We start from the raw sequence: 21,890 nt of genomic DNA on the forward strand, positions 1-21,890 counted from the left end.
TTCATCGATATCGATACATTGCTCTCGGCCGACGAATTTGCGGATAGCGATCATTACACGCGAACCGGCTACTTCAAGATCGCCGATTTCGTAAACAAACGCGCCGCCGAGATACTGGAAATTGTCCCGATCAAAGCCGTGGTCTGAAATGAGGCGTTACAACCGGCCACAGGATCGCTAGAGGCCTCGGCAGCCTGCGGCAGAGTGTGGCCGGCCATCACTTGGACCATGCAGAATGGGGCGACAATCCGGGTGGCGTCGGGCTTTTGCGGCGTCAGCCCCGAGGTATTTGGAACGACCTACTGACACCACTCACAAAACCATCTGGAAACAGTCCGCCGCACTACGGATAGCAGCCATGCTGCGCGCCAACCTGTGCTCTAAACTAGATACAGAATGGACGAGTTATCTAAGTGACTGATTTTTATGGCGCACCCAAGAGAACCGCAATCAATCCGCAATTTCAATGACCTGAACGGTATCGTACTGCAAGAGTGTGGCACCAGTAATCAAGGCGTTACGGCGGAAAGTGTATCACCTCACGCCCGCCCCATACCCCCGCGGGCGACCGGTCAACACATCCCAATTGATCGGGCGGCGCAGGCAACCGCGCACATGACGCCTGCCGGGCTTCTCGCGCTTCACGACCAGTTCCGTCACGGACGACGAGAGTCGGCTTGACGATAGCATCGCTCTGGCGGCTGCGTTCGGAGCCGAAGCCTTCGTGCACCATGCGGGCTGCGAGGGCGGCGCTACCAACGCCTTGACGTATGCCTTCCTGACCGCACTCATCGACCCCATGTCGCCCGATCTGGACTACCTGCGCATGGACCCTGCCGCAGCGATTGCCGCGCGCGCGAAAGGCGGTGCAGCATGAGCGCCGTGGATAAAGCGCCGGAGATGCCCAACTGGGAAGGCTTCGGCCTTGCCATCATGGAGGATTGGGGTGCGCACTGCGATACCGAAGCGTCTGTCCGGTTTGATCTCGCTATCAAATTCGGCATCCTTCGCCCCATTGCTGGTGGATTTGACCCAGACACCCATGTCGATGATCACGGGGATGCAGAACGGGGCGACCCGTGGTTCGAGCTGAACCGCCGCGCCGATCTCACCGCCCCCTCTGCGCCTGCCGAGGTCGAGGGGCTGCGAAGCATCATCGCCGCGAGCAACAATGTGATCGACGGGCTGACCGCCGAGAATACCGCGCTCCAGTTCGAGAACGCCCGCCTGACCGCCGAGCTTGCGGCGGAGAAGGCGAAGCGCGGGGCGCGGCTTGAGACGGCGGCAGAAGCTTTGGCCGCTAGAAAATACCAAGACGCGGATGAACATGCGGAACATGCTTGGAATGCCGCGCTAGATCGCGGGATTGTTGAAATCCGCGCTCTCGACCCCGACGCCACTGCTGCCCTTGACCAGATCGTCAAGCAGGCCGTGGACGCAGAGACGCGCGCGTGTGCGGAGGTGTGTATGCGGGAGGATATAGGCGTCACTTATGAGTGCTGTCACGCCGCCATCCTCGCCCGCCTCGACCAGCGCAAGGAGGCGGGGGCATGATGAATACAGACGGGGTATTCGCCCTTTTCCTTATCATCACTAACCCCGGCTACTCGGGCGCAACGAAGCACATCACAACCCAAGAGTTCCAGAGTCGGGAGTTGTGCGAATGGGCCAAGGGGGAGATTTTGTCTTTGCTGGGCAAGCCATATAGAGCGGAAGACCCCGTTGGCGTTTGCCTTCCAGTGGAGGTGCGCAAATGACCCCTACCCCGACCGCCGCCGCGCGGGTAAGCGGAACGATCAAGGCGCTGGAATGGACCGACAGACCAGACGCATCGTGGGCTAATGGTTTCGAGTACCTCATAGAGCTGTCGCACAACGGGAGCTGGTACTTTGACCATCTTGGCCCGTTCGAGACGAGAGAGGCCGCCAAAGCCGCCGCGCAGGCCGATTACGAGGCCCGCATCCTCGCCGCGATCCAGCCCGACCCTGAGCCGAAACCGGTGGCGTGGCTTTTCGAAGGGAGTGCGTTCGAGACGGAGGCAGAAGCCAAGCACGCCTGCAACTGCGCCTTGCTGACTTTTGACCGCATCCTACCAGTCTACGCCACCCCGTCCAGCGCGGGCATGGTGAGCGTCGAGGCGGCGGCGAAGCCTGCGGCTGAAATCATCACGCCTGTCGAAAGGACTTTCCTGATCAATATCGCGATGGAAGGTACTGATGCCGATTTCCGACGATATCGGTATCGCTTCGCGAGAGCCCTGCGCGCCCTTGCTGGGGAGGGAGGGCGGTGACGCGCTCAAATCGCGGAATTTTACTTCATTGACATGGATACCGTCGTTCGCAATCAATTGCCGGCACAACCTTAAGGTGAGGTAAGAATGCCCGGACGGATCTTGGACGCATGGAACGTGGAGCTCACCGAGCTTGCTTACCTAAACATTCCCGGATGGACTTTTGACGACAACGCCTATGGCTCCAACGGCCCCCCATATGACCTGACACCACACCTAATACAGGTCGAGATCAACGACGTTGACGAAAGCGGAACGATCACCGTGAACACTGGGGACACGATCACCGTTAACGGCGTCCCTGAACAGATCGGCCTAATTTACTATGGCGATACCGTCGTCATAGACGGCGTGACGGTACAGACCGTCAGCTTCTACGTTGGTCAAGGGAATGCCGTTCCGATCGTCCTCCCCATTTTGAACGGAAAGGTTTCCAGCGCCTTTGGCGGCGACATTACATCTTCCCAAGGAACCGGTTCATTTGGCACGCCAATTCCTTACACGCAATTTGCATGCTTTTGCAAAGGGACGATGATCGCTGCAGAGCAGGGCTTCGTCCCGATCGAAACAATTAAGGTGGGCGATCGTGTCGTAACAAAGGACAATGGCCTGCAAGTGATCAGGTGGATTGGCTCAGCGACAATCGGCGGAAGCCGAGCCGAAATCCCTGACAATCTGCGACCAATTCGTATCGCATCAGGCGCACTCGGCCCCAATGTCCCTAGCGAAGATCTGTTGGTTTCGCCCCAGCACCGCATTCTTGTCCGTTCAAAAATAGCCCGCCGTATGTTTGGCGCCGAGGAGATTCTGGTCGCGGCCAAAAATCTTCTACAACTTGAGGGCATCAACACCGCTAACGATCTGCAGGTCGTTGAATATTTCCACTTCCTCCTCGATCAACATGAAGTTGTCACCTCAAATGGCGCAGAAACCGAGTCTCTTTATACAGGACCAGAGGCTCTCAAGTCAGTTGGGCCGCAAGCAAAGGAAGAGATACTGGCGATTTTTCCTGAACTCGCACAGGCCGACCTCCTGCCAAATCCAGCGCGAATGATCCCTGCCGGAAAGAAAGCCCGGAAGTTGGTCGAACGTCACGCGGTCAACCTCCAACCGTTGTCTTGACCGAGGCCGAAAATCCGGCCGCGCCCGCTCGCTACGGCAACCGGCGCGTGTCGGCACGGGATGTTCCAGCAAAAACAATGGCTAGCTATCCATTAAATAGCTCAGCGATATTTCCATTTACCTGACGAAAAAATCAGATGCACGCGACCTAACTTTGTACACTAAACTAAAGGTGTAGGTTATCGATCTGTTGGTTTCGAAGCGTGTTTAACGAGTGCAGGCAGACACTCACTGAAGGCCCTGGTCAACCAGTGTTGCGATCCGCTGGTTGACCAGACAAGCCTTTTCATCCCCGACCCAACCCTCCATAAACACCTCAGCTCGCAAGTTCCCTACACTTCGAGCGTGGCCAGTCGCTTCAGGGGTTTGCGTTCATTGTGGTGACTGGCCAGCACTCGCTAGTCCTTGACCCAGCCGGGCGTCGTGTCGATCACCTCAACGATTCCGCCCTTCGGCCCGGGCTCGCCGCACCATGCGCAATGGCAGCTTGCGCATGGCGATACAGAAGCCCTGCCCGCGAATTGTTTACATCAATAACAAGGACTAAGCGCTGGCGAACGGGATTTGTCGACTCATTCGTAGCAAATCGGCGCGGACTACCCTATATGACACATGCATCTTATGTTTTTCGGACCTGTTCCTTTCGGCTCAGCTTTCGATCGTTAGCTCTGCCGGACCGCTGCATTCCGTGGGCGGTGTATAAAGGAATATCACAATGGCCAATGGCACCGTGAAATGGTTCAACTCCACTAAAGGCTTCGGCTTTATTGCCCCGGAAACTGGTGGCGCCGATATTTTCGTCCACATTTCCGCAGTCGAGCGGTCCGGTCTGTCCGGCTTGAACGACAACCAGAAAGTGTCGTTTGAGGTCGAAAAAGGCCGCGACGGCCGCGACTCGGCGGTCAAAATCGAGACCCTCTGAAATGAACTGGAAGACCCGCTTAGCGCGGGTCTTTCTGTATTAGGGCATTGCCGTTCTACCATCGCCAGAACACCCGCACCCAGAGCGCTCAAGGCCGTGTAGAGGGTGCCATCGTTTCCCCCTACCTGCATTCGGCAAACCGAGATCGAGAGCGGGAACACCCAAAGCCGTATAGGCAAAACTACCTATGCAAAAACACACATATCTAAGTCGACAAATCGCGACACCTAACCTTGTGCAGTAGACACAAGGCGTGGTCGTTAGATTTTTGTTTCACCGTGTTTTCGAGTAACGATCCGATTTCTTGGCCAACCTGCAGTTCCAATCCGGTAGCTTGGCCAGCTAATGCGTTTAGGCGGCCTTAGAGATTGCACCAGTAAGATGTGCTAGAGCAGCAGCAGCCATTTCGGGGCTGACGCCCTCCGGGCGATAATCAGAGCCCCCGCCAGCAATCTGCTGCAAACGCGAAAGAAGTGCAGCCAATGACACCTCACGACCGTCCGCTACCTTCGCGCAAATCAACCGACCGACTGTGAAGGCAACCATGTCGGGATTTGTTACGTAGTCTAAATCGCCAAATTGACCAACCAAAGCAACCTCCTAAGGTGTTGAGACAATACTCTCCTCACGATAGCGATTGGGCATGAATACGCCAGTCGCTTCAAGAATGCTGCGGCTGGCCACATCTCGAACCCGTTAATCCTTGATCCAACCGGACGTTGTATCGTTTACCTCAACGCTCACCCCCTTCGCCCCCAACCTACCGAACCATGCGCAACAGGAACGCTCCAAGAACTGATCGCGCGGGATGAGCGGACTGCCGACCGGCGCGTAGCGGACATGGCCGCACTCGCACTCGCACTCGCACTCGCACTCGCACTCGCACTCGATGTGGTAGCGATAAGGGAGCGCCTGGGAAGAAGCCACAGCTGACCGGCTCACCAGCGCCATAGCGGAGGACCGGCCTTTGAAAGCGGGCTCACCGGATTGGCAATGCGCCGAACGTCATCGATCACCGTCTGGGGGATGGTCATCTCAACTTCGCCTCGCGCGCGACAGACCTTGCACCGCAGGGCAAACTGTAGATCGCGGATGCGCATGTTTGGCGTCGCGACCGTCCGAAGGCGAAAGTCGCCCTGATAGATATAGGTCTTGCCGCAGCCGGTGCAACGGATCTGCAACGCCACCCCTTCCGCTATCAGATCTCGAATCGTTATGCCCGCCACGCCGAGAACATACAGTGAACATGTTAAGAGATCCAGCGGTAGCGATGCGGGGCCTTGCCGCCGTTCGCAGGCGCGGTACAGAAGCAAGCTTGTATGACCGCACGATCGCCCCCTGGGGCGGAGTGCCAACGGACAGCGTTGCGCCATTACATCATCAAATCGGGCGTGCGGTCACTCAAACGGCGCGCAGTGATCTCAGACACGAGGGCCTCGAGTTGGCTGGCTTTTTCATACCAGGGATTGTTAGTGCGATCTGGCTGCGTCATTTGTCGACATGACTTAGATAATTACCTCGTGTAGACATGCCCCTTATGTCCCGCTAACCTGCAAAAAATTTTCTCCAGCCTGTAATTCATGAGGCACATTATGGCGAGTGAAACCGATGTCGCCCACAGCGCGCCATCTTGGTTTGTAGGACCAGGCGAGACGGACTCTTTGGCATGGATCGCTATTGCAGTACTTTTTCTGGCGATCTTTGGCCTTATTTCCTTGTACGCTGCATTTGATCGTTGGGCCGAACATCGCTCAAAGGGCACGCCGCTTGCAAAGACGATTCCTACTATGCTGACGATAGCGCTGATTTACGAGGTGTTCCCAGTTGACCACTTCAGTCTGCTGTTGCCACTTAGCGCAATCTTAATCTCGCTTATGGCGGATTGGTCACGCTTTCATTCATTGGTAGATGTGCGCACGTTCGTCACTGCAGCGGCGGCTCCGACGGAAGCTGAGTCCGCATCTGTCGCACCAAATACAAAGCAAGTTCAAAGTACAACCGCGGCGCCAGAGCCACGGGATTCTGTTAGTGAAACTGCCGGGACTGAGCTGCAACACGTTGAAGCCACAATTGCCCCTGCCGTACCCGAGAAGGGGAACTGAACTGTGCTCGAACTGCTGCTGACGTCTTTCCCAGTCATCATTCGCTACTTCCAGCTCAAGCGACGCGGCGAGGCGATGTCCGTCTGGAACATGAGAACCGCGTTCTTCCTTTGGGGCATCATGGCCTTTGCCCTGTTCGTGATGATTTTTTACTTCCACCCGAAATCTTACTCGGGTGTGTTACCATTCCGCACGGTCTCGGTGGTGGCCCAGACAAACGGCCCTGTGACAGAGGTGAATGTCCGCAATGGCCAGCGCGTGTCGAACGGCGACTTGTTGTTTCGGATCGAGAATAGTGCCCAACTTGCGGAGTTGAAGCGGGCTCAAGTTGGCTTGGAGGCGCTGAAAGCTGACGAGGCCAAGGCAGGAAACCAGCTCTCTGCTGCAGAGGCGAGCGTCGTTGAAGCAGCTGCCTCACTGGAGCTAACGCGAGAAGACCTGGAACAGGCTACCCTGCTTGCTGATCGCAAGGTTGGCACACAAGATGCGGTTCGCACTCTCCAGGCCGAAGCAACTGTCGGCGAAGCTCGCCTGGCAGCGGCGCAGGCCCAAATTGCTCTGGTACAGACAGAGCTGAATGACAGCATTCCGGCGAGACGTAAATCCGCTGAGGCCGCGCTGGAGGCCGCTCAGGCTGCGCTGGACAAAACCGAAGTCCGCAGCTTCACGGACGGTGTGGTAACGCAAATGGTGCTGGGCGCAGGAAGCCCGGCTTCGCAGCTCATTCTTAGCCCGGCAATGGTCATCATTCCTGACCGCGATCCAGAGGTTCCGGTACGAATCACAGCGGGCTTTCCCCAAGTGGCTCGCGCGGCGCTTTATGAAGGAATGCCTGCTGAAATTGCCTGCGGCGCGAATATGGGCCTGACATTCAAAAATAGCGTTTTGCCAGCGCATATATCCTCCATCCAACCTGCGGTCGCTGCAGGGCAACTTGTTCCTGGCGGACAACTGGTCGAGCCGCGCGCAGCCATGACCCAAGGCTCGCTGCTCGTCTATTTCGAACTGGTTCACCCCGAACATGCCTCGATCATGCTCGATGGCAGCGGCTGTATCGTCCAAACCTATACCAACAACCTTCCCGGCTTTGGTGGCCATGTTATTTCTGCCACCGGAGTTATTAAGGCGATCGGCTTACGACTGAAGGTATGGGGAGCGTTGATTTCCGGAATCGGTCTGTCAGGTGGCGGCGGGCATTGATCGTCGTCGTATCTTCTGTAGAGCTTTAGCAAGGGCTGGTTTGCCCTATCGTTGTGCCGTGCTTGAACGGTGGCTACGAGGAAGGGCGCATCGCGCTTCGACCGCAGGCAGACGTCCCCGCGCTCCACTGCATTTGCGAACGGCTAGGCCATGCCCGAGCTTAGACGAATGTCGGTGATGGGCTCCGACGTCGATCTTGCCGTTGCCGATCCTATCTCCCACAGGCCGGCGGCGGTGGCGGTGGCGGCAGCGATGCAGGGAGAGCTTCCATTTGCAGGCACAGCATGGGTGTCAGCCGGAGCTGCCACATGGTCGTCCAGCGGGGCGGACTGTAGACTTCGCGCCACAAGGCACGAATAGCACCCAAGGACCTCGGGGCTATTCTGTCGACCCAATGCGCCCGCTCATTGGTACATATGCGACAAGGATGATATGCCGCTCTGGCGGAGGCGCTTTCATGACTAACACTACATTTCGGACCAGATGGCGCGTGCTGATCCCGGCAAGCTTGAGCCTGACGGTGTTCATTCTCATCGCCATTCTGGCTTCTCCCCTGCACGAGCTAATGGGCGAGCGGCTGAAGCCTATCTTGACCACTGACCTTATCCGGCAAGTCGCCGGTTCGCTCTCGCTGTTTGCTGGGGCGCGGCTGATCATGCTGTTTCTGCGTCAACGGCTGCAGATCCGAAGCAAGGGCCAACGGCCCGTTCCGAAGGTGGTCTTGGATGTCCTCAGTACGGTGATCTACACGCTGGTCGCCATCGTTAGTTTGTCGCTGTTCCTGCGTGACGACCTCTCTGGACTGTTGACGGGATCGGGGCTGGTCCTGGCGGTTCTAGGCTTTGCCATCCGCAACGTCGTGGCAGACATTTTCTCGGGCCTCGCGCTCAGCATCGAGGCACCGTTCAGGATCGCCGACTGGATTCAGATCGACACTTTGGGGCGGGGCCGTGTCGTCGAGATCGGCTGGCGGACCTCGCGCCTGGTCACAAGGGACAGCACCTACATTATTCTGCCAAACAGCCAGATCTCGCGGCAGAAGATCACCAATTTCAGCGCACCGCGCGAAGAGTATCGTGACGCGATCGAGATGACCCTTCCGGCGGAAATTTCGGTCAGCGAAGCACGGAACCTGATAAAGCTGGCACTGCGCGGAGTCAGATCTCTGATCGCGGATCGAAAGACCGATATTCACGTCCTGCGCTATAGCCCGCAGGGCATAACCTATCAGGTGAAATATTGGGTCCCCCGACATGATCGGGAAACGGATTGTCGCAACGAGGTCTTCATCGCCATCGACCGCGTCCTTCGAGAGCGCGGCATCCGCATCGCCATGGCACCACTGAGCCCATTGCCTGAAGCGGATGCGAATGAGGCGCCAGTTAACGACTGAACGGGCAATGATCTCTTGCAGGCTTTAAATATCTATAGCAACCCGTGCCTTTTCCGTCGGCTTTCTAAAAATTTCACTTCGTACAGCGAGGATTCTCTGAGCCCGACGGGCGAGCCTATCAGGCACCTTGCCCCCAATTGTCGAGCAAAGTGGGGCAACTGTGGCGGAGGTGCGGCGTCTGTTATGCGGACAAAGCTGACCTTCGGTATGTCCCTGCCTGCATGGTGATGCGGCAGGGAATCTCGCTTATTCGGCCAAGATGCGGGTGATCAGGTCGTAGGTAGCGCGCACTCGGGCTTCGTTAGGATAATTGCGGTTCGCGAGGACCACGACGCCCAAATCCTCGCTTGGCACCATAGCGACGTAGCCACCGAAGCCATTAGTGGACCCGGTCTTGTTCAGGATGACGTCGTGATCGCGCGCCACTTTCATTTCATCCATCGGTTGAGGTTCAAGGATGAAGTCGTAGCCGTTCCCCTCCACCATTAGTTCCGGATCGACCGGCCAAGTATATGCTTCCCAGATCATTGACTGCGTGAACAGTCGCGTCTGAAACTGCCCCACCTGTGTGCGGGCCGCTGCCTCGCGGATCTCGGGCGAGGCATTGCCTTGCGCAAGCTCTACATCCAGCAAAGTTAGCATGTCGCGGGCCGACGATTTCACGCCATAGGCCTCGTCGTCGAGCACGCCGGGCGTCACGCGGATTGGCGCATTTGTCTTGCGGTCGTAGCCGAAGGCATAAGAACCCATCGCATCTGCTGGGACATCAACCCATGTGCTCGTCAGCCCGAGCGCGGGAAAGAGGTTCGTTTGCAGAGCATCAGCATAGCTCATGCCCATCGCGTCGGCAGTAATGTAGCCCAGTAGTCCGATGCTGATGTTGGAATAGCTGCGCGCACCCGGCTCCGGCGACTGCCAGTCCTCCAGCCAATCGATGAGCTGATCAACGTCTTTCGCCTCATCCGGCACCTGCAAGGGCAGACCGCCCGAATGGTGCGTTGCAAGATCCGTCAGGGTCAACTCCCCTGCCGCGGAGCCTTGCAAGGACGGCAGATAACTCGCGACCGGGGCATCGAGCGACACCTTGCCCTGTGCCTCGGCCATGGCGGCCAACGTCACGTTGAAGATCTTGCTGATGGACCCGAGTTCGAAAAGGGTGTCGGGAGTTACGCTCCGTCGATCCTCGCGCGATGCCAGACCCGTCTGATAGAAGCTGTGCTTTCCGCCATGGGTGACGCCCACGATAAGGCCGGGAATATCATATTCCTTGATGGCGCTTTCAAAGGCTGCAGCGGCTTCATCTTCGAGCTGCTGACCGCTGTCTTGCGCGAGTGCTGGCGTCACCGAGGCCGTCATGAGCAGGATGGAGAGGATCGAAACGTGGTTCATGTCTTGTCCCATGTGATTTTTGGAGCAGACATAGCCGATCTCAACCGCAAAGGGCAGACGAGCTGAAGGGTCACATGCCTCAATGTCTGGTTTGGGCTCTTCGCGATCGCGCTATACAGTCCGTAGCGTCCCGTCCCGCAGGGGCCGCTGGAGCGCCTTTGCCTGATCCCATGGCAAACAGAGCCACGCCGCCCATTCGTCCGGTTCGGTCAGGACCACCGGCATTGCTTTGGGATGAATAGCGCCGACCTCCGCATTCGGCGGGCAGGTCAGGAAGCCGAACAGATCGTCCACCGTTGCTGTTCTTGACCTTGCGCACCGAGGTCCAGCCCTGAGTCTGGATGCCCGCGAAGAACATCGGCTGCCCATCGACCGGCACGAACCAGACGGGCCTGTGATCGGCCGCAGGCTCGGAGAAGCGGACCACTGGCACGAGACAGCGATGGTCCGGTCCGAGCCAGCGCCGCCAATGCGGGCTGCTGGTGTTGCGGATATTGGTCACCCCCGGATCGCGCGCGGTCTTGAGGTACATCGGCGGCGTCGGCATGCCCCATCGGGCCCGTGCCACCGCCAGCTCGTCGCCGTCATGCCGGACGATCGGCGCGGTGCGGTCGGGATAGACATCCTCCGGCCACGGCTCGTTGCCGGTCAGATCGCGCAGCGGCTCGCGAAATAGCTGCGCGACAAGATCGGCGGACTTCGCGGTCTGGTAGAGGTTGCACATGGTGTCAGAAGACGTTGAAAAAATAGAGCAGGATGATCACGAAGATCGGGACGCCGAGCAGCCAAGCAATAATGCCTCTCATCTCTTTCTCCTCATACACTGATAAGGAAACAACGAGATAGCGGCGACAAAGTTCACAACATGTCTTTAATTAAGCATGACGATTGCGCCATTGAGCAAGGTCGCGAACACAACCCACGCCGCGTAGGGCAGGAACATTAACGTTGAGGCTGGGTCAACTTTTCTCGCCCGCACGATGAACAGAACAATAGTCGCCAGCAGGAAGAGAATAATGACCAAGCCCAAAGCAGGTTTCTCAGCACCGAAGAAAGCCGGTGACCACAGAAAGTTGAGAAACATCTGCGTTACCCAAAGTGCCTTTAAGTCCGCCCTCATCGAGATGAACCACGAACGCCAACCCACGACTGCTATCAGCACATAAAGCACAGTCCAGACCGGCGCGAATATCCAGTTGGGAGGGTTGAACCAAGGCTTACTCAGACCCGCATACCAAGCTCCCGGGACATTCAGATATCCAATGATCAGCCCGAGGCCGACGACGGCAAAAATGAATAATGCCAGATACTTCGAACGAGACATATGCGCATTCCTTCATTTGGTAGCTCGTAGATCCTTCCAACCAAGTTACATAGATAAATGTCCACAGGTTGAGGACCGAAATATCGGAATGTATCAAAATCAGGAAAGCAAGTCTTTGCTACCAGCCTTCCAGACGAGCCCTCACCGTTCTTTCTTCCGCGCTCGTTGTGACGCAGCGCACGGTACCGTCATCGTGAATAAGAGAAATACGGCACCCACCAATCCCACATTTCAGCTTTTTCAAGCGCCAAGGGGGAGTGCTAAAAAGTAGAGTGCGGCGAGATTCTGCATCGGTAATTGCGATAGTTTTGTTCATTCGCGGCTCCTCTGCAACAGGTGGCCATGCGACGACCGTTTCGCGCCCTTAGAATGAAGAAAAGTTTTGTGGGGGTCAATCGCTGGCAGCCGCCTGCCGTTGGTTTCGTCGCCCAAATTGTGTTCGTACCTGCTCCGATAAAGCAATGTTGTTAAAATCCCGAGCGCTGCCACTTCGAACTACAAGCCTATGTGCCATGTATTCATGCTTGCGAGTTTACTGCGAGGCTGACTATCGACACTCTGCAAGATCTCTTCTTGCAGGAGACGCGATGGGTAGACCTGTTGGATTGATGGCCATCGCTGCGAAGTATTTTAAGTCGCTGAATCAATGTAAGAATACTACAACAAATGTAGCGCAGAGCAGCAACGCAACACTGCCGTGCCCCCTTTTCTGACTTTTGACTGTCGGAAAAAACTCCTGCGCTCACCAAAAGTTCAGAAACCACATAAACTACTATTTATAAACAAAAATAGCCATCTTTCCTAGTCTGACAAAACCCGCTCAAAACCGTTTTCGGAACCGCTCTGCACTTCCCCCTGTTGTTTCCCCGATTACCGCAATCACACAGCCAAGGAGGAACCCATGAACTGGGACATCATTCAAGGAAAGTGGGAGCAGCTCAAAGGCGGCGTCAAAGAAAAGTGGGGCGACCTAACCGATGATGAGCTGACGGAAATCTCGGGCAAGCAGGACAAGCTCTCGGGCAAGCTGCAGGAAAAATACGGCTGGACCAAAGAGCGCGCGAATGAAGAGATCAATCGTTTCTTCGCGGATAAAGACCGCGCGTAAGAGTGCCCTTGCCCCGTAAAAGAATTGAGGAGAAATCCGATGAAAGACCGTATCCTGTACCCGCTCATTGCCACCGTCATGCTCGGCGGCACCGCCTTTGCGCAAGGCACGGGTGAAACGCCAGGCACCACCGCGCCCGCCGCGACTGAGCCTTCCGGCGCAGAGGTTGCTCCGGATCCCGCGGCCACCGTGCCTGATGCAAGTACCGACACGGCATTGACACCGATGGGCACGCCTGCCGACGTGGTGATCACCGTTCCGGAAGGCTACGCCTTGACCGAAGTCGCCACGATGACGGCTGATCAACTGAAGGGCGTCGACATCTATGATCCGAGCGATACAAAAATCGCCGAAGTTGCAGATGTCGTAATTGGAGCCGACAATGCCGTCACGGGGATCGTCACGGATGTCGGCGGCTTCCTGGGGATGGGCGAACACCGCGTGTCTTTGGCGCCGGACAAGGTCACCATCTATAAAAATGCCGATGGCGATATGCGCGCCTATGTTTCAATGTCGAAGGACGAGCTGAAGGCTCTTCCCGCTTACGAGGCACCAAACCCTTAAAATGCTTAAGAGGGGCGCGACAGTTGTCGCGCCCCTCGTGCTTTGCCAGTCTCTGTAGAACAGTGGACAGCAATGCTATTGCCGTACCGCCTCTCGCAGCTTCGCCTGCGCGAGACTGTCCAGAACCTCAGCCCGCGCATCCAGAGCAATCACCGCATCGGGCACGCTGATCTGCACATGCTTGAGGATTTCGGCCACCGCTGCCTGCCCGCCAAAGCCGCGCTCGAGCGCCAGCCGCGCGCCGTTGAGGAGCGCCGATTGCAATGCCTCGCGGTGGCGGGCCTCAATGTCGATGCCCCATTTGCGGCGCGCGGTATTGGCGGCCCAGCCAATCAGCGAGGCCAGCAGGATCCCGAAAATTTCCAGAAGATGCGGCAGCAGTGCCGCTTTGATGATGTCCATGATCACTGCCCCTTGTTGAGTTTTGCCCAGGTCTGCGCACCGACGATCCCGTCGGGCTTCAGGCCGTTGAGCTTTTGAAAGATCCGCACCGCGGCATCGGTGCGCTCGCCGAAATCACCATGGTTGCGGTCAGCGAGCCGGTCGATTGGTCAAGGCCGATCGAGACATGCCCGCCACCCCCACTATTCGCAGCCTGATCCGCCATGCGCTTGCTGATGTCGTTGGGGATGATCTGGGTGCCTTTCGGCAAGTTGAGGATCTCGCCGCCCCGCTCGTTCACGCGCGTCATCCCGCCGCGCCAGTTCGGCGTGCCATTGGCATTGGCACCGATGCCGATCCACGAAAGGAACGAACCGGACATGGCGTCACCACCCAGCCCTTTCCAGATACTGTCGAAACCGACGCTGGCGACCATTTCGGCGAGCTTGGAAATGATATTGCTCAGACTGTCGCGGAAGCTGGCACCCTTTGCCACGAAATCAGTGAAGGCGGATTTGACCATGTCTCGCCATTCCTCCGTGGCGTCCTTGAGCTGCTTCATGCCCTCGATTTGACGAGTAAGATTCGCGATTTCCTTGCCCGAGGCCGAGCCGGCCGAGACCTTGGCCTTGTCGAGGTTGTCCCAGATTGTGGCATCGGTCTCGCTCATCCAAAGCGTGGTCTTGAGCTTGGCCGCTTCCTCGCGCAGCGATTTGAGCACGGTCTGCAACTCGGACATCTTCTGCTTGGCTCCTGGGCGACGACGCGCACCACAGCAATCAACGCGTCGATCACCATGCGCAGCGCGCTTCCCTTGGTCATGAGCGACACGAAGGTCTGGGCAAGAGACTGGATCACCGGTGCGAAGGCCGCGCCCATCTCGTTGCGCAATCCTCGCATGACGACCCCGACTTCGGACAGGCTGGTCTTCATCCCTGCCCACGAAAGCATGGGCATCGCTGTTGCTCACGACCGAGGTCTCCTCGAGGACACAGTTGCGCTCGCGATTGCGCAAAGCCGCGATCACCACCGCCTCGACCACCTCGCTATCGGCGTCGAGATTGTCCTCGACCTCGTCATGGCCGATCCGTCGCAGCGCGACCTGCAACAGCGTGCCGCGCGTCGTCGTGGTCTGGGTATCGGGTGCGTTACGCTCTTGCGGCGTCAGGACGCCGATCACAGGCAGCGTGGCCGCATCGATCGAGCCGGGCCAGACCCGCATCACCGTAAAGCCCGCGAAACGCGGATGGGCGGTAAGCGCCTCGCGCACCAGCGTGCGGTAGTCGGATCGGTAATGGCTCATGGCGCAACTCCGGCATCAAGGGCATGCAGCTCGCAGATCCAGAAGGCATCCGCGCTCGGCGAGCCGTTCTTGTGGACCACGATCACGCGGAAAGCGCGCCCGTCCGGCACCGTAATGGCGTCGCCGCGCGCCACCTCCGGGGCGAGGTCACGCGCGACCCGCCATGTCGGGGCTTCGATCATCAGATCCTGCCCGTCGGCACCGGCAACCTCGATCGGGGTCTCGCGAAAGATCGAGCGGATCTCCCGCGCGGGCCCCGAACGCGGCTGAAAGGTCACGCGATCACCGAAGGCTCCAGCCAGAAGGCGGGTCATGCCGGTGAACAGCGCGGTCATCAGGCAAAAGCCGCCGCCGGCACTGCACCATTCAGGCGCACGACGCCGGAACCCGAGGGGTTCGCCGCCGCCTCGATCGCCGCACCGATAAAGATCGCCCCTGCCGCCGGCGCATTGGTGCAAAGCCCGCTGGCCGGAGTGACATAGATCGCCTGTCCGACGGTCCAGGCCTGCGCCGAAACCTTGCCGAGACGATAGACGCCTTCGAGATGGACCTCGACCGGCGCGCCCGGGTCCGCATCATGGCCGGCCACGCCCGCAAGGACACCGGCAACCACCAGATCACCCGAGGCAACCGCTTTCGGGGCGGGGATCGAGACGCTCGTCCCCTTTTGCAGATAGCTTTTCATCGTCAACTCCCGTGACTGTCATGAATGACAAAAGCCGCCCATCAGGCGGCTCTTGTCGGGAAAGCGGAAAGGTTTGGCCTTTAGGCGCCGGCGTTTTTGAAGCCGCCGCGATAGTCGGCTGCGCCGAAGCCGAAGTCGTGCTCGACCGTCATCGAGAAGCCCTGCGTGCCGAACGGCTCTTCGGTGCGCACCCGCGGCGCTTCCTGACCGTCGAGGAAGCCGTAGACCCAGCACGGTGCCCGCTCCGAGAGCAGATACCACGATTCGTCTTCGATTTCGGTGGTCACCACCGGCTTCAGCTTGCCCGAGAACGGGTTGACCGCGCCGGCATCGGTGGGCGTGATCTGCGCCACGATCATCTCGGCCTCGGTTTCCATGTCGGGACCGACCAGCAGGATCGAAGGCGCGAGGTTCAGGCGCTGGCCGTCGATCGATTCCTGCTTGCGCATCGCGGCACGGCCCTCGGAAAGCGCCGCGGCCGTGATCCCGCTGCCCGCAGCCGCGAGGTTGCCGCGCGTGGCGTCGAAGAGTGCATCGCCGTCCGACAGGCGCGCAGTCAACGCCTGAGCGTAGAAGGTACGCTCTTCGAAATGGGCGATGGTTTCGCCATAGCTCGAAAGCATGTCGTTGATCGCGCCGAGGTCGTCGTTGATCAGCATCTGGCGCGAGATGGTCAGACCGCGCGCGTAAGGCACGATCACGGCTTCCTCTCCGCTTTCGCCAAAGGTGCCCCATTTGATCTCGCCCGTCTCGCCCACCGGCAGAAGCGTCGGGAAGTCACCGGCCCGCACCAGAGGCATCGGACGGAAATCGCGGAAATTCTTCTTCTTGGCGATCGCGCGATAGGTCGGGGTGAATTCGCTGTAACGCTCGAGCAGCACCTTGTTCAGCGCATTCTGGAAGATCGCCGGATAATCCGAGGTCGAATGCGAGGCGTCCATGAAGACGTTGACCTTGTCGCCCGCCGAACGGATACGACCGCGATGCCCGATGGTGGCCGCCGCCATTTCCACGAGCGACATCTCCATAAAGGGGCGTGCCGCCGCCGTCGCCGGATCGCGGCCGACAATCTGGGCATGGAGCGCATCAGACATCGCCGCGCGGCGCGTGCTGCGCTCGTCGCGCAGGATGCGGGTACGGGCAGCGCCGGGGCGGGCTTTCGTCATCGTGTGACCCTTCTGTTTCTTGAACTCGGCAATGGCCTGCTTGGCGGTCAAGCCGCGGCTGATCCAGTTGGCTTCCATGTCGCGGCCGATCTTGCGCGAGGCGCAGAAGCGGCGGATGCCGAGCGCATTGGCCTTCGTCGCGGCCGGCTCGTCTTCTTCGAGATCCGCGTCTTCTTCTTCGGCCTCGTGGTCGAGCTCGTCGTCCTCCTCGAGATCAACCTCGTCTTCGAGATCGCCTTCGAGATTGGTCTGATCATCTTCTTCCGAGGTGATCGGCTCGTCTTCTTCCATCTGGTCTTCGTCGTCGCCTTCGACCTGAGCGGCCGTGCGTTGGGATTTGCGGCTCATCGCCTTCTCCTTCGGTTTCGGATTGGATGCCCCGGCCATCATCGACCGGATCATCGACATGCCGGCGCGCTGGCCGAGCTGGTTGCCGACTTCGCGCAGCCCTTTCGGGGCCTTGGGATAAAGCCGGTAGTCAAAGAGCGCTGCCGCAGCAGCATCGGCGCTCTCGTCGGTCGAGGTCGCAAAGCCCGCCGCAACCGCCGCAGGACCGTCGAAATAGGTTTCCGCACGCATGATCTCGCGGGCCTCTTCGGTGCCGAACCGTACCGAGCGTCCGCCAATCGACACGCGCGGCGGGTTTCGCCCCACGCCAACGCCCAAAGCATCGAGATTGCCGCGGCGCACCAAATGCCCCGACACCACCGCCCTGCACACACCTGCCGCGGCAGCGACCTCGGACTGTCGGCGGTAGATCTCGCCGCGCCACTCGTAGCGCGACGCGTTCCAGACCCCGAGACTGTCGAGATTGCCGTTCACGCGCAGATGGTAGAGAACCGTACTGCGCGTCACCCCTGCGGCGGCGGCCACGGCTTTCAGGCCGTAATAGTCCTGCCCGTTCCAATAGTAGCGGCATCGCCCACGGCCGGGCTCGCCGATGACGGGTGTATCGGCGACACATGCGGAAAGAGTGGCAGAAACTGCTGCGTTCATCATCATCACCTGTCCCTTGCGCATTCGCGCTTGTTTATAAAAATGCGGGGCGATCGAGCAGCGACCGCCCCGCCAGTGTCGCCGGCAGCGCCATGAGGTGGCGCGCGGCGGCGACACTGGCGGGCTATGGGCGCAATCTCAAAGATCGCGCCGCGCCCCCTTGATCCGTTTGAAAAACTTTTCAGACTGCCGCTTGAACCGGTCGGCATCCGCTGCCGATTGCTCGGCCACGCGGGCGGCCCGCCGGTGGCGGGCCTCGTAATAGCGTTGCGCCATGCGCCAAAGGATCCGCATCAGCGCACCTCCGGATCGATGATCTGGAACACCGTCTCGGCACCGACCAAAGCGATCACCTTGAGCACATAGCGGAAATGCGGGGCGTTCTCGCGGCGCAGCCAGTTGCGCACCGTGCGCGATGTCACCGGCCGACTGTCCGAGGTCAGCACATCCGCCGCCAATTCCGCCAGCTCGTTTTCGGATTGCGCCTCGGGAAACGCCCGCCACAACAGGCCAGCGAACCAGACACGTTCGGCCTCTTCGCCGCCGCATTTTCGGAAAGACATTTCAGAAGGTCCTGTGCTGTTGTGTCCTCGTGCAGAAGGACATTCATCAGAACGGAGAGAGGATGCAGCAGGGCGATACCTCATGCCGCATCCTCGGGAGGCCTGCGCTTGGAGGCTCGCGCGAGTGCAAGGGTAGAAAGTGTAAGTCGGCCACCTCTACGGCGCGCAGCATCGATCAGGGGCAAATCGTATTCGGCAGGAATGCGCCCCCGTCGCTTCCACGCAGCGACAGTTTGGTAGCTCATGCCAAGGTCTGCCGCGAGATCGGTCATCTTGGGCCAAATCTGAAAAATATGCTCCATGCATATTCTTGTGCACGATGCATTTTTTTTACGTCAATGCGCTACGCATACTTTTACGCTGTAGACATCTCACATGGACACCGCACACAGCAGACTAAAAGAAGCACGCCGCCAAGCCGGATACCGATCAGCAAAGGCTGGGGCTGAGCGTGTTGCACAGCCCTACCCTACCTATGCAGCACACGAGAATGGAAGCCGTGCGTATGATCGCAACGATGCGACGCGATACGCGAAAGCGTTTGGTGTACGGCCCGAGTGGTTGCTATTCGGCGAGCTCGGCGCTGAGCCTATCACCCAGACGCAAGATCCGCAGAGTCCGCTAGCGCCAATAGTAAAGGCCATAACGGATGCCCTGGACGGGCTGACCGAAGAAGAGCAGCGGATGATAGCAATTGTTGTAAAGCGTCAACGCGATCTTTTCCGGCCGGAAGAGAGCTGACCTCCAACAGCGCTAGCAGGATCAACTCCATGTCCTCTCCATCTGAGCCACCGACCATTACCCGCCTCCCTTACACTGCGCGGAACGTTAGGCGAACACAGAGCTAAGACAACCGGTTGACGGCACTGCAGGTGATAAAACTTGAGGGCGAATCTGTGGATAAGATTTCACTCTCTGGATGCTTGGCATTGCCCTGCCCGCACCTCTGCTGCCCACTCCAGCGCACGCTGTAGAGGGATTTTTCAGCTCCCACTCATCAAATGAAATATGAAAAAGGCGCGGACCTAAGCGTGATCCGAATCACGCACCAAGACCGTATCGCATATTTATATGCACATCGCATTGACATAAATTATGCGTTGCGCATAATAATATCCATCTCGACCTTGCCGGATGGAGCCAGCCCATGCACATTCCCACCGTCCTTTCCGTCAAAGACGTGGACGAACACCTCTCCGCACCGCGCCTCTTTGATCGCGCGGCCGTCGATGTCGGCGACACTCCTTGCGCCGAGATCCGCCGCGCCCTGCACGCCGGCCGCAGCCCCGCGCGCACCACGCCGCTGAACCACCCCGTCGCCACCAGCGGCCCGAGCACGCTGCTATTTGCTCTCGGCGGCATCGCGCTGGCCGTGTTGATGATCGCGATCTTTCACATCATCGCCTTCGCGCTCGACTTGTCCGATGTCCGCGACTTCGTCGCGCCCACCGCTGCCGAAGCGCGCGCCCACGGCTGGCAGGCCCTGTCCGAGAGGGCCGCGCCGTGAAGCTGTCACCTACCCAAATGATGGGACCAGACTTCGCGGCGCAGCTGCCCTTACTCGCAGTGCGCCTTCTGATCACCGAAGATCTGCTGCGCCGCGTCTGGCACGAGCTCCCCGAGCTGCGCGACACGGATCTCGGCAGCGCCATTCACACGACCATCACCTTCCCGAACGATCAGCTGATCGAGGGCGCGCGGTGATGAACTGGTGGCGCAATGAGCCAGTCGGCCCTGTCGTCACGACCGCGCTGAACTAGATGCTGCGCGGTGACCGCGCCGCCCCTGCCCATCGGGTGATGCCGACCCTAAACCGTGGCGTTGCTATAGCGCCAGATAGGGCGACCAACGCCGCGCTTATTGCGGCCGGCCTGCACAGAGCGAGCTGGGAGGATCTGCATCCTTGCCCGCGCCAAGAAACCGAGCCGGATCGACCAGACGGACGAGTCTATCCGCAAGATCCACGTAGAACTCATGGCTGATCGCGCCGCCTGACCCATCCGTCACCCGACCGTTACACCCCGCAAAAGCCAGCAAAGGCAGGCAAGTCACATGAAGAAACAGCGCCTTGTCCGGCAACCCTCGATGGACGCACGGTGGAACCGCTTCACAACTGCCGAGGAAGATCAAAGGCTTATCAAGCTAAACGAGCGGATTGATCGCTCCGCATCGATTTTGTCCCGAACCATCGCAGAGCGTCAGGCAATCATGAAGCGCGCCCAGAAGCGCGGCGACCGGGTGGTGAAGTACCACCGCGCGACCGGCGTTCGCTTGCCCGATCTGCCAGAGCTGCATCCAGATTTCATCGCAGCCTGGGCGATGGCGCAATCTCAGATTGGCTCCATACAAGCCAAAGCATCGCGTGGCGCGAGCGCGGGATCTGTCGCGGCTGTCATCAACAGTTTCCTGGCGTCTCAGGACTTTCTGTCCGGCAGCCCTGTCTATCGTGCGATTCTCAAGCGCAACGCAGACCAAATCAAGGAGGCATATGCCGACGTCCAGTTTCGCCTGATCGAATCGCGGCACATCGAAGCGGATCTTGCGAAACTCCCGCCTAACCCTGCCAACGCGCGCCTGAAGACCTGGCGCAAGCTCAGCAAATTCGCGAAGCGCACCGGCAATGGAGACAAAGATGCAGCCGCCTTGATTGCGAAGCGCAAAGAAAACATTGTCGGCCACAAAAAATGGTCGGCAGACGACATTGCCGCCTACCGCAGTCGGTGGCCTTTGAACACTGTTCAGCGCGCTTGCTTCGAGCTGGTTTACTGGACCGCGGCCCGAACCATCGATGCGGTGAAGCTCTCGCCTTCGCATGTCGGCAAGGACGGCATTCTGACCTTCATCCAAAGCAAAACCAAAGGGCCCGCCTACATCCCGTGGAATGCCCCTCTGCCTGAATTCGCCGCCTCATGGCAGGCAGAGCGCGAAACGGTCCATCTGGCTGTAGAGAACCTCAAGGGCGGATTCACCTTTCTCGCGACCTCAAATGGGAAGGTGCGCAGCCACAAGGGCCTGTCAAACGTGATTGCAGATGCCGCGAAGGAGGCCGGGCTTCAGGATTGCACCGCCCACGGGCTCAGGAAATCGCGCCTGACCGATATTGCCGAGGCAGGCGGAACCGCGCATGCGATCATGGCCTGGGGCGGCCACAAAACCCTGCAAGAGGTCGAGCAATATACCCGCGCGGCAGAGATGAAACGACTGATCAGCGGGGCTGGAACAGAACGGAACATTGTATCGAAAGCCGACCACGATACAAAAATCGCGAATAGTCTTTATTTTTCAATGGGAGATTAGGCAAATGGCGCACCCAAGAGGATTCGAACCTCTGGCCTCTGCCTTCGGAGGGCAGCGCTCTATCCAGCTGAGCTATGGGTGCGGA

The 21,890-nt window shown here is 58.9% G+C and carries 26 protein-coding genes and 1 tRNA gene; 13 read left to right on the forward strand and 14 right to left on the reverse strand.

Features of this window, described 5'->3' with window-relative positions:
• The first annotated feature begins 873 nt into the window (after window positions 1–873).
• The 5 genes from ACFFUC_RS12005 (at window position 874) to ACFFUC_RS12025 (ending at window position 4,334) form a co-directional block, all read left to right on the forward strand.
• Entirely contained in the window at window positions 874–1,554 is a 681-nt protein-coding gene (locus ACFFUC_RS12005; RefSeq protein WP_377686535.1) for a hypothetical protein, read from the forward strand.
• Window positions 1,551–1,757: a hypothetical protein gene (locus tag ACFFUC_RS12010; RefSeq protein ID WP_377686537.1), complete on the forward strand. Its 207-nt coding sequence runs from the start codon at window positions 1,551–1,553 to the stop codon at window positions 1,755–1,757. The genes ACFFUC_RS12005 and ACFFUC_RS12010 overlap by 4 nt, the downstream gene beginning before the upstream one ends.
• Complete coding sequence (locus ACFFUC_RS12015) at window positions 1,754–2,290, forward strand: hypothetical protein (RefSeq protein WP_377686539.1); 537 nt, start codon at window positions 1,754–1,756, stop codon at window positions 2,288–2,290. Before ACFFUC_RS12010 ends, ACFFUC_RS12015 begins: the two co-directional genes overlap by 4 nt.
• Window positions 2,291–2,377: 87 nt before the next feature.
• The gene (locus tag ACFFUC_RS12020; RefSeq protein WP_377686540.1) at window positions 2,378–3,412 is read left to right on the forward strand and encodes a Hint domain-containing protein; all 1,035 of its coding nucleotides are present in this window, start codon (window positions 2,378–2,380) and stop codon (window positions 3,410–3,412) included.
• A gap of 715 nt (window positions 3,413–4,127) precedes the next feature.
• A complete protein-coding gene (locus ACFFUC_RS12025; protein ID WP_377686542.1) occupies window positions 4,128–4,334 on the forward strand; it encodes a cold-shock protein in 207 nt (68 codons plus the stop codon).
• Window positions 4,335–5,272: 938 nt separating this feature from the next.
• Here ACFFUC_RS12025 and ACFFUC_RS12030 read toward each other — a convergent pair.
• Entirely contained in the window at window positions 5,273–5,515 is a 243-nt protein-coding gene (locus ACFFUC_RS12030; RefSeq protein WP_377686544.1) for a hypothetical protein, read from the reverse strand.
• A 411-nt stretch (window positions 5,516–5,926) separates the two neighbouring features.
• On the opposite strand from ACFFUC_RS12030, the gene ACFFUC_RS12035 reads away from it, so the two are divergent.
• The 3 genes from ACFFUC_RS12035 (at window position 5,927) to ACFFUC_RS12045 (ending at window position 9,029) form a co-directional block, all read left to right on the forward strand.
• Window positions 5,927–6,436, forward strand: a complete 510-nt coding sequence (locus ACFFUC_RS12035) for a hypothetical protein (RefSeq protein ID WP_377686546.1) — start codon at window positions 5,927–5,929, stop codon at window positions 6,434–6,436.
• Between the two features lie 3 nt (window positions 6,437–6,439).
• The gene (locus ACFFUC_RS12040) at window positions 6,440–7,636 is read left to right on the forward strand and encodes an HlyD family secretion protein (RefSeq protein WP_377686547.1); all 1,197 of its coding nucleotides are present in this window, start codon (window positions 6,440–6,442) and stop codon (window positions 7,634–7,636) included.
• A gap of 490 nt (window positions 7,637–8,126) precedes the next feature.
• Window positions 8,127–9,029 (forward strand): mechanosensitive ion channel family protein, encoded by a 903-nt coding sequence (locus ACFFUC_RS12045; RefSeq protein ID WP_377686549.1) that lies wholly within the window; start codon window positions 8,127–8,129, stop codon window positions 9,027–9,029.
• 246 nt (window positions 9,030–9,275) lie between these two features.
• On the opposite strand, the gene ampC is transcribed toward ACFFUC_RS12045, so the two are convergent.
• The 3 genes from ampC to ACFFUC_RS12060 all read right to left on the reverse strand — a co-directional run bounded on the left by ampC (window position 9,276) and on the right by ACFFUC_RS12060 (window position 11,742).
• On the reverse strand, window positions 9,276–10,418 hold the full coding sequence (ampC, locus tag ACFFUC_RS12050; protein ID WP_377686550.1) for a class C beta-lactamase: 1,143 nt from the start codon (window positions 10,416–10,418) through the stop codon (window positions 9,276–9,278).
• A 79-nt stretch (window positions 10,419–10,497) separates the two neighbouring features.
• Window positions 10,498–11,142, reverse strand: a complete 645-nt coding sequence (locus ACFFUC_RS12055; protein ID WP_377686552.1) for an SOS response-associated peptidase family protein — start codon at window positions 11,140–11,142, stop codon at window positions 10,498–10,500.
• A gap of 147 nt (window positions 11,143–11,289) precedes the next feature.
• On the reverse strand, window positions 11,290–11,742 hold the full coding sequence (locus tag ACFFUC_RS12060; RefSeq protein ID WP_377686554.1) for a TspO/MBR family protein: 453 nt from the start codon (window positions 11,740–11,742) through the stop codon (window positions 11,290–11,292).
• A gap of 901 nt (window positions 11,743–12,643) precedes the next feature.
• Between ACFFUC_RS12060 and ACFFUC_RS12065 the strand changes: the two genes are divergently transcribed.
• Together ACFFUC_RS12065 and ACFFUC_RS12070 are read left to right on the forward strand one after the other, a co-directional pair.
• On the forward strand, window positions 12,644–12,850 hold the full coding sequence (locus ACFFUC_RS12065; protein ID WP_377686556.1) for a CsbD family protein: 207 nt from the start codon (window positions 12,644–12,646) through the stop codon (window positions 12,848–12,850).
• A gap of 39 nt (window positions 12,851–12,889) precedes the next feature.
• A complete protein-coding gene (locus ACFFUC_RS12070; protein ID WP_377686557.1) occupies window positions 12,890–13,414 on the forward strand; it encodes a PRC-barrel domain-containing protein in 525 nt (174 codons plus the stop codon).
• 75 nt (window positions 13,415–13,489) lie between these two features.
• On the opposite strand, the gene ACFFUC_RS12075 is transcribed toward ACFFUC_RS12070, so the two are convergent.
• From ACFFUC_RS12075 to ACFFUC_RS12115, 9 genes are all read right to left on the reverse strand, one after another.
• Window positions 13,490–13,816: a hypothetical protein gene (locus ACFFUC_RS12075; protein ID WP_377686558.1), complete on the reverse strand. Its 327-nt coding sequence runs from the start codon at window positions 13,814–13,816 to the stop codon at window positions 13,490–13,492.
• A 2-nt stretch (window positions 13,817–13,818) separates the two neighbouring features.
• Entirely contained in the window at window positions 13,819–13,905 is an 87-nt protein-coding gene (locus ACFFUC_RS12080) for a peptidoglycan-binding protein (protein WP_377686682.1), read from the reverse strand.
• Window positions 13,875–15,098 (reverse strand): hypothetical protein, encoded by a 1,224-nt coding sequence (locus ACFFUC_RS12085; RefSeq protein WP_377686559.1) that lies wholly within the window; start codon window positions 15,096–15,098, stop codon window positions 13,875–13,877. Before ACFFUC_RS12085 ends, ACFFUC_RS12080 begins: the two co-directional genes overlap by 31 nt.
• A complete protein-coding gene (locus tag ACFFUC_RS12090) occupies window positions 15,095–15,433 on the reverse strand; it encodes a head-tail joining protein (RefSeq protein WP_377686560.1) in 339 nt (112 codons plus the stop codon). Before ACFFUC_RS12090 ends, ACFFUC_RS12085 begins: the two co-directional genes overlap by 4 nt.
• Window positions 15,433–15,783 (reverse strand): DUF2190 family protein, encoded by a 351-nt coding sequence (locus ACFFUC_RS12095; protein ID WP_377686562.1) that lies wholly within the window; start codon window positions 15,781–15,783, stop codon window positions 15,433–15,435. The genes ACFFUC_RS12090 and ACFFUC_RS12095 overlap by 1 nt, the downstream gene beginning before the upstream one ends.
• Window positions 15,784–15,863: 80 nt before the next feature.
• A complete protein-coding gene (locus ACFFUC_RS12100) occupies window positions 15,864–17,951 on the reverse strand; it encodes a phage major capsid protein (RefSeq protein ID WP_377686564.1) in 2,088 nt (695 codons plus the stop codon).
• Between the two features lie 132 nt (window positions 17,952–18,083).
• A complete protein-coding gene (locus tag ACFFUC_RS12105; protein WP_377686565.1) occupies window positions 18,084–18,239 on the reverse strand; it encodes a hypothetical protein in 156 nt (51 codons plus the stop codon).
• Window positions 18,239–18,508, reverse strand: a complete 270-nt coding sequence (locus ACFFUC_RS12110; RefSeq protein ID WP_377686567.1) for a hypothetical protein — start codon at window positions 18,506–18,508, stop codon at window positions 18,239–18,241. Before ACFFUC_RS12110 ends, ACFFUC_RS12105 begins: the two co-directional genes overlap by 1 nt.
• An 80-nt stretch (window positions 18,509–18,588) precedes the next feature.
• A complete protein-coding gene (locus ACFFUC_RS12115) occupies window positions 18,589–18,810 on the reverse strand; it encodes a helix-turn-helix domain-containing protein (protein ID WP_377686568.1) in 222 nt (73 codons plus the stop codon).
• An 845-nt stretch (window positions 18,811–19,655) separates the two neighbouring features.
• Between ACFFUC_RS12115 and ACFFUC_RS12120 the strand changes: the two genes are divergently transcribed.
• The 3 genes from ACFFUC_RS12120 to ACFFUC_RS12130 all read left to right on the forward strand — a co-directional run bounded on the left by ACFFUC_RS12120 (window position 19,656) and on the right by ACFFUC_RS12130 (window position 21,805).
• Window positions 19,656–20,015, forward strand: coding sequence for a hypothetical protein (locus tag ACFFUC_RS12120; RefSeq protein ID WP_377686570.1), 360 nt, complete (start codon window positions 19,656–19,658; stop codon window positions 20,013–20,015).
• Window positions 20,016–20,032: 17 nt separating this feature from the next.
• Window positions 20,033–20,212 carry a hypothetical protein gene (locus ACFFUC_RS12125; RefSeq protein WP_377686572.1) on the forward strand — a complete coding sequence of 60 codons (180 nt, stop codon included), beginning with the start codon at window positions 20,033–20,035 and terminating at the stop codon, window positions 20,210–20,212.
• A gap of 348 nt (window positions 20,213–20,560) precedes the next feature.
• The gene (locus ACFFUC_RS12130) at window positions 20,561–21,805 is read left to right on the forward strand and encodes a site-specific integrase (protein ID WP_377686574.1); all 1,245 of its coding nucleotides are present in this window, start codon (window positions 20,561–20,563) and stop codon (window positions 21,803–21,805) included.
• A 5-nt stretch (window positions 21,806–21,810) separates the two neighbouring features.
• On the opposite strand, the gene ACFFUC_RS12135 is transcribed toward ACFFUC_RS12130, so the two are convergent.
• Window positions 21,811–21,887: transfer RNA gene (locus ACFFUC_RS12135), tRNA-Arg, on the reverse strand.
• Between the last annotated feature and the right edge of the window lie 3 nt (window positions 21,888–21,890).

This window comes from Paracoccus cavernae (assembly GCF_042430175.1).
In the GTDB taxonomy this organism is placed as follows: Bacteria; Pseudomonadota; Alphaproteobacteria; order Rhodobacterales; family Rhodobacteraceae; genus Paracoccus; species Paracoccus cavernae.

Excerpts from the sequence above, each read along its gene's own strand:
- ACFFUC_RS12005 (WP_377686535.1), top strand. The coding sequence starts at position 874 with ATGAGCGCCGTGGATAAAGCGCCGGAGATGCCCAACTGGGAAGGCTTC.
- ACFFUC_RS12010 (WP_377686537.1), top strand. The coding sequence starts at position 1,551 with ATGATGAATACAGACGGGGTATTCGCCCTTTTCCTTATCATCACTAAC.
- ACFFUC_RS12015 (WP_377686539.1), top strand. The coding sequence starts at position 1,754 with ATGACCCCTACCCCGACCGCCGCCGCGCGGGTAAGCGGAACGATCAAG.
- ACFFUC_RS12020 (WP_377686540.1), top strand. The coding sequence starts at position 2,378 with ATGCCCGGACGGATCTTGGACGCATGGAACGTGGAGCTCACCGAGCTT.
- ACFFUC_RS12025 (WP_377686542.1), top strand. The coding sequence starts at position 4,128 with ATGGCCAATGGCACCGTGAAATGGTTCAACTCCACTAAAGGCTTCGGC.
- ACFFUC_RS12035 (WP_377686546.1), top strand. The coding sequence starts at position 5,927 with ATGGCGAGTGAAACCGATGTCGCCCACAGCGCGCCATCTTGGTTTGTA.
- ampC (WP_377686550.1), bottom strand. The coding sequence starts at position 10,418 with ATGAACCACGTTTCGATCCTCTCCATCCTGCTCATGACGGCCTCGGTG.
- ACFFUC_RS12055 (WP_377686552.1), bottom strand. The coding sequence starts at position 11,142 with ATGTGCAACCTCTACCAGACCGCGAAGTCCGCCGATCTTGTCGCGCAG.
- ACFFUC_RS12060 (WP_377686554.1), bottom strand. The coding sequence starts at position 11,742 with ATGTCTCGTTCGAAGTATCTGGCATTATTCATTTTTGCCGTCGTCGGC.
- ACFFUC_RS12065 (WP_377686556.1), top strand. The coding sequence starts at position 12,644 with ATGAACTGGGACATCATTCAAGGAAAGTGGGAGCAGCTCAAAGGCGGC.
- ACFFUC_RS12070 (WP_377686557.1), top strand. The coding sequence starts at position 12,890 with ATGAAAGACCGTATCCTGTACCCGCTCATTGCCACCGTCATGCTCGGC.
- ACFFUC_RS12075 (WP_377686558.1), bottom strand. The coding sequence starts at position 13,816 with ATGGACATCATCAAAGCGGCACTGCTGCCGCATCTTCTGGAAATTTTC.
- ACFFUC_RS12085 (WP_377686559.1), bottom strand. The coding sequence starts at position 15,098 with ATGAGCCATTACCGATCCGACTACCGCACGCTGGTGCGCGAGGCGCTT.
- ACFFUC_RS12090 (WP_377686560.1), bottom strand. The coding sequence starts at position 15,433 with ATGACCGCGCTGTTCACCGGCATGACCCGCCTTCTGGCTGGAGCCTTC.
- ACFFUC_RS12095 (WP_377686562.1), bottom strand. The coding sequence starts at position 15,783 with ATGAAAAGCTATCTGCAAAAGGGGACGAGCGTCTCGATCCCCGCCCCG.
- ACFFUC_RS12100 (WP_377686564.1), bottom strand. The coding sequence starts at position 17,951 with ATGATGATGAACGCAGCAGTTTCTGCCACTCTTTCCGCATGTGTCGCC.
- ACFFUC_RS12105 (WP_377686565.1), bottom strand. The coding sequence starts at position 18,239 with ATGCGGATCCTTTGGCGCATGGCGCAACGCTATTACGAGGCCCGCCAC.
- ACFFUC_RS12110 (WP_377686567.1), bottom strand. The coding sequence starts at position 18,508 with ATGTCTTTCCGAAAATGCGGCGGCGAAGAGGCCGAACGTGTCTGGTTC.
- ACFFUC_RS12115 (WP_377686568.1), bottom strand. The coding sequence starts at position 18,810 with ATGGAGCATATTTTTCAGATTTGGCCCAAGATGACCGATCTCGCGGCA.
- ACFFUC_RS12120 (WP_377686570.1), top strand. The coding sequence starts at position 19,656 with ATGCACATTCCCACCGTCCTTTCCGTCAAAGACGTGGACGAACACCTC.
- ACFFUC_RS12125 (WP_377686572.1), top strand. The coding sequence starts at position 20,033 with ATGATGGGACCAGACTTCGCGGCGCAGCTGCCCTTACTCGCAGTGCGC.
- ACFFUC_RS12130 (WP_377686574.1), top strand. The coding sequence starts at position 20,561 with ATGAAGAAACAGCGCCTTGTCCGGCAACCCTCGATGGACGCACGGTGG.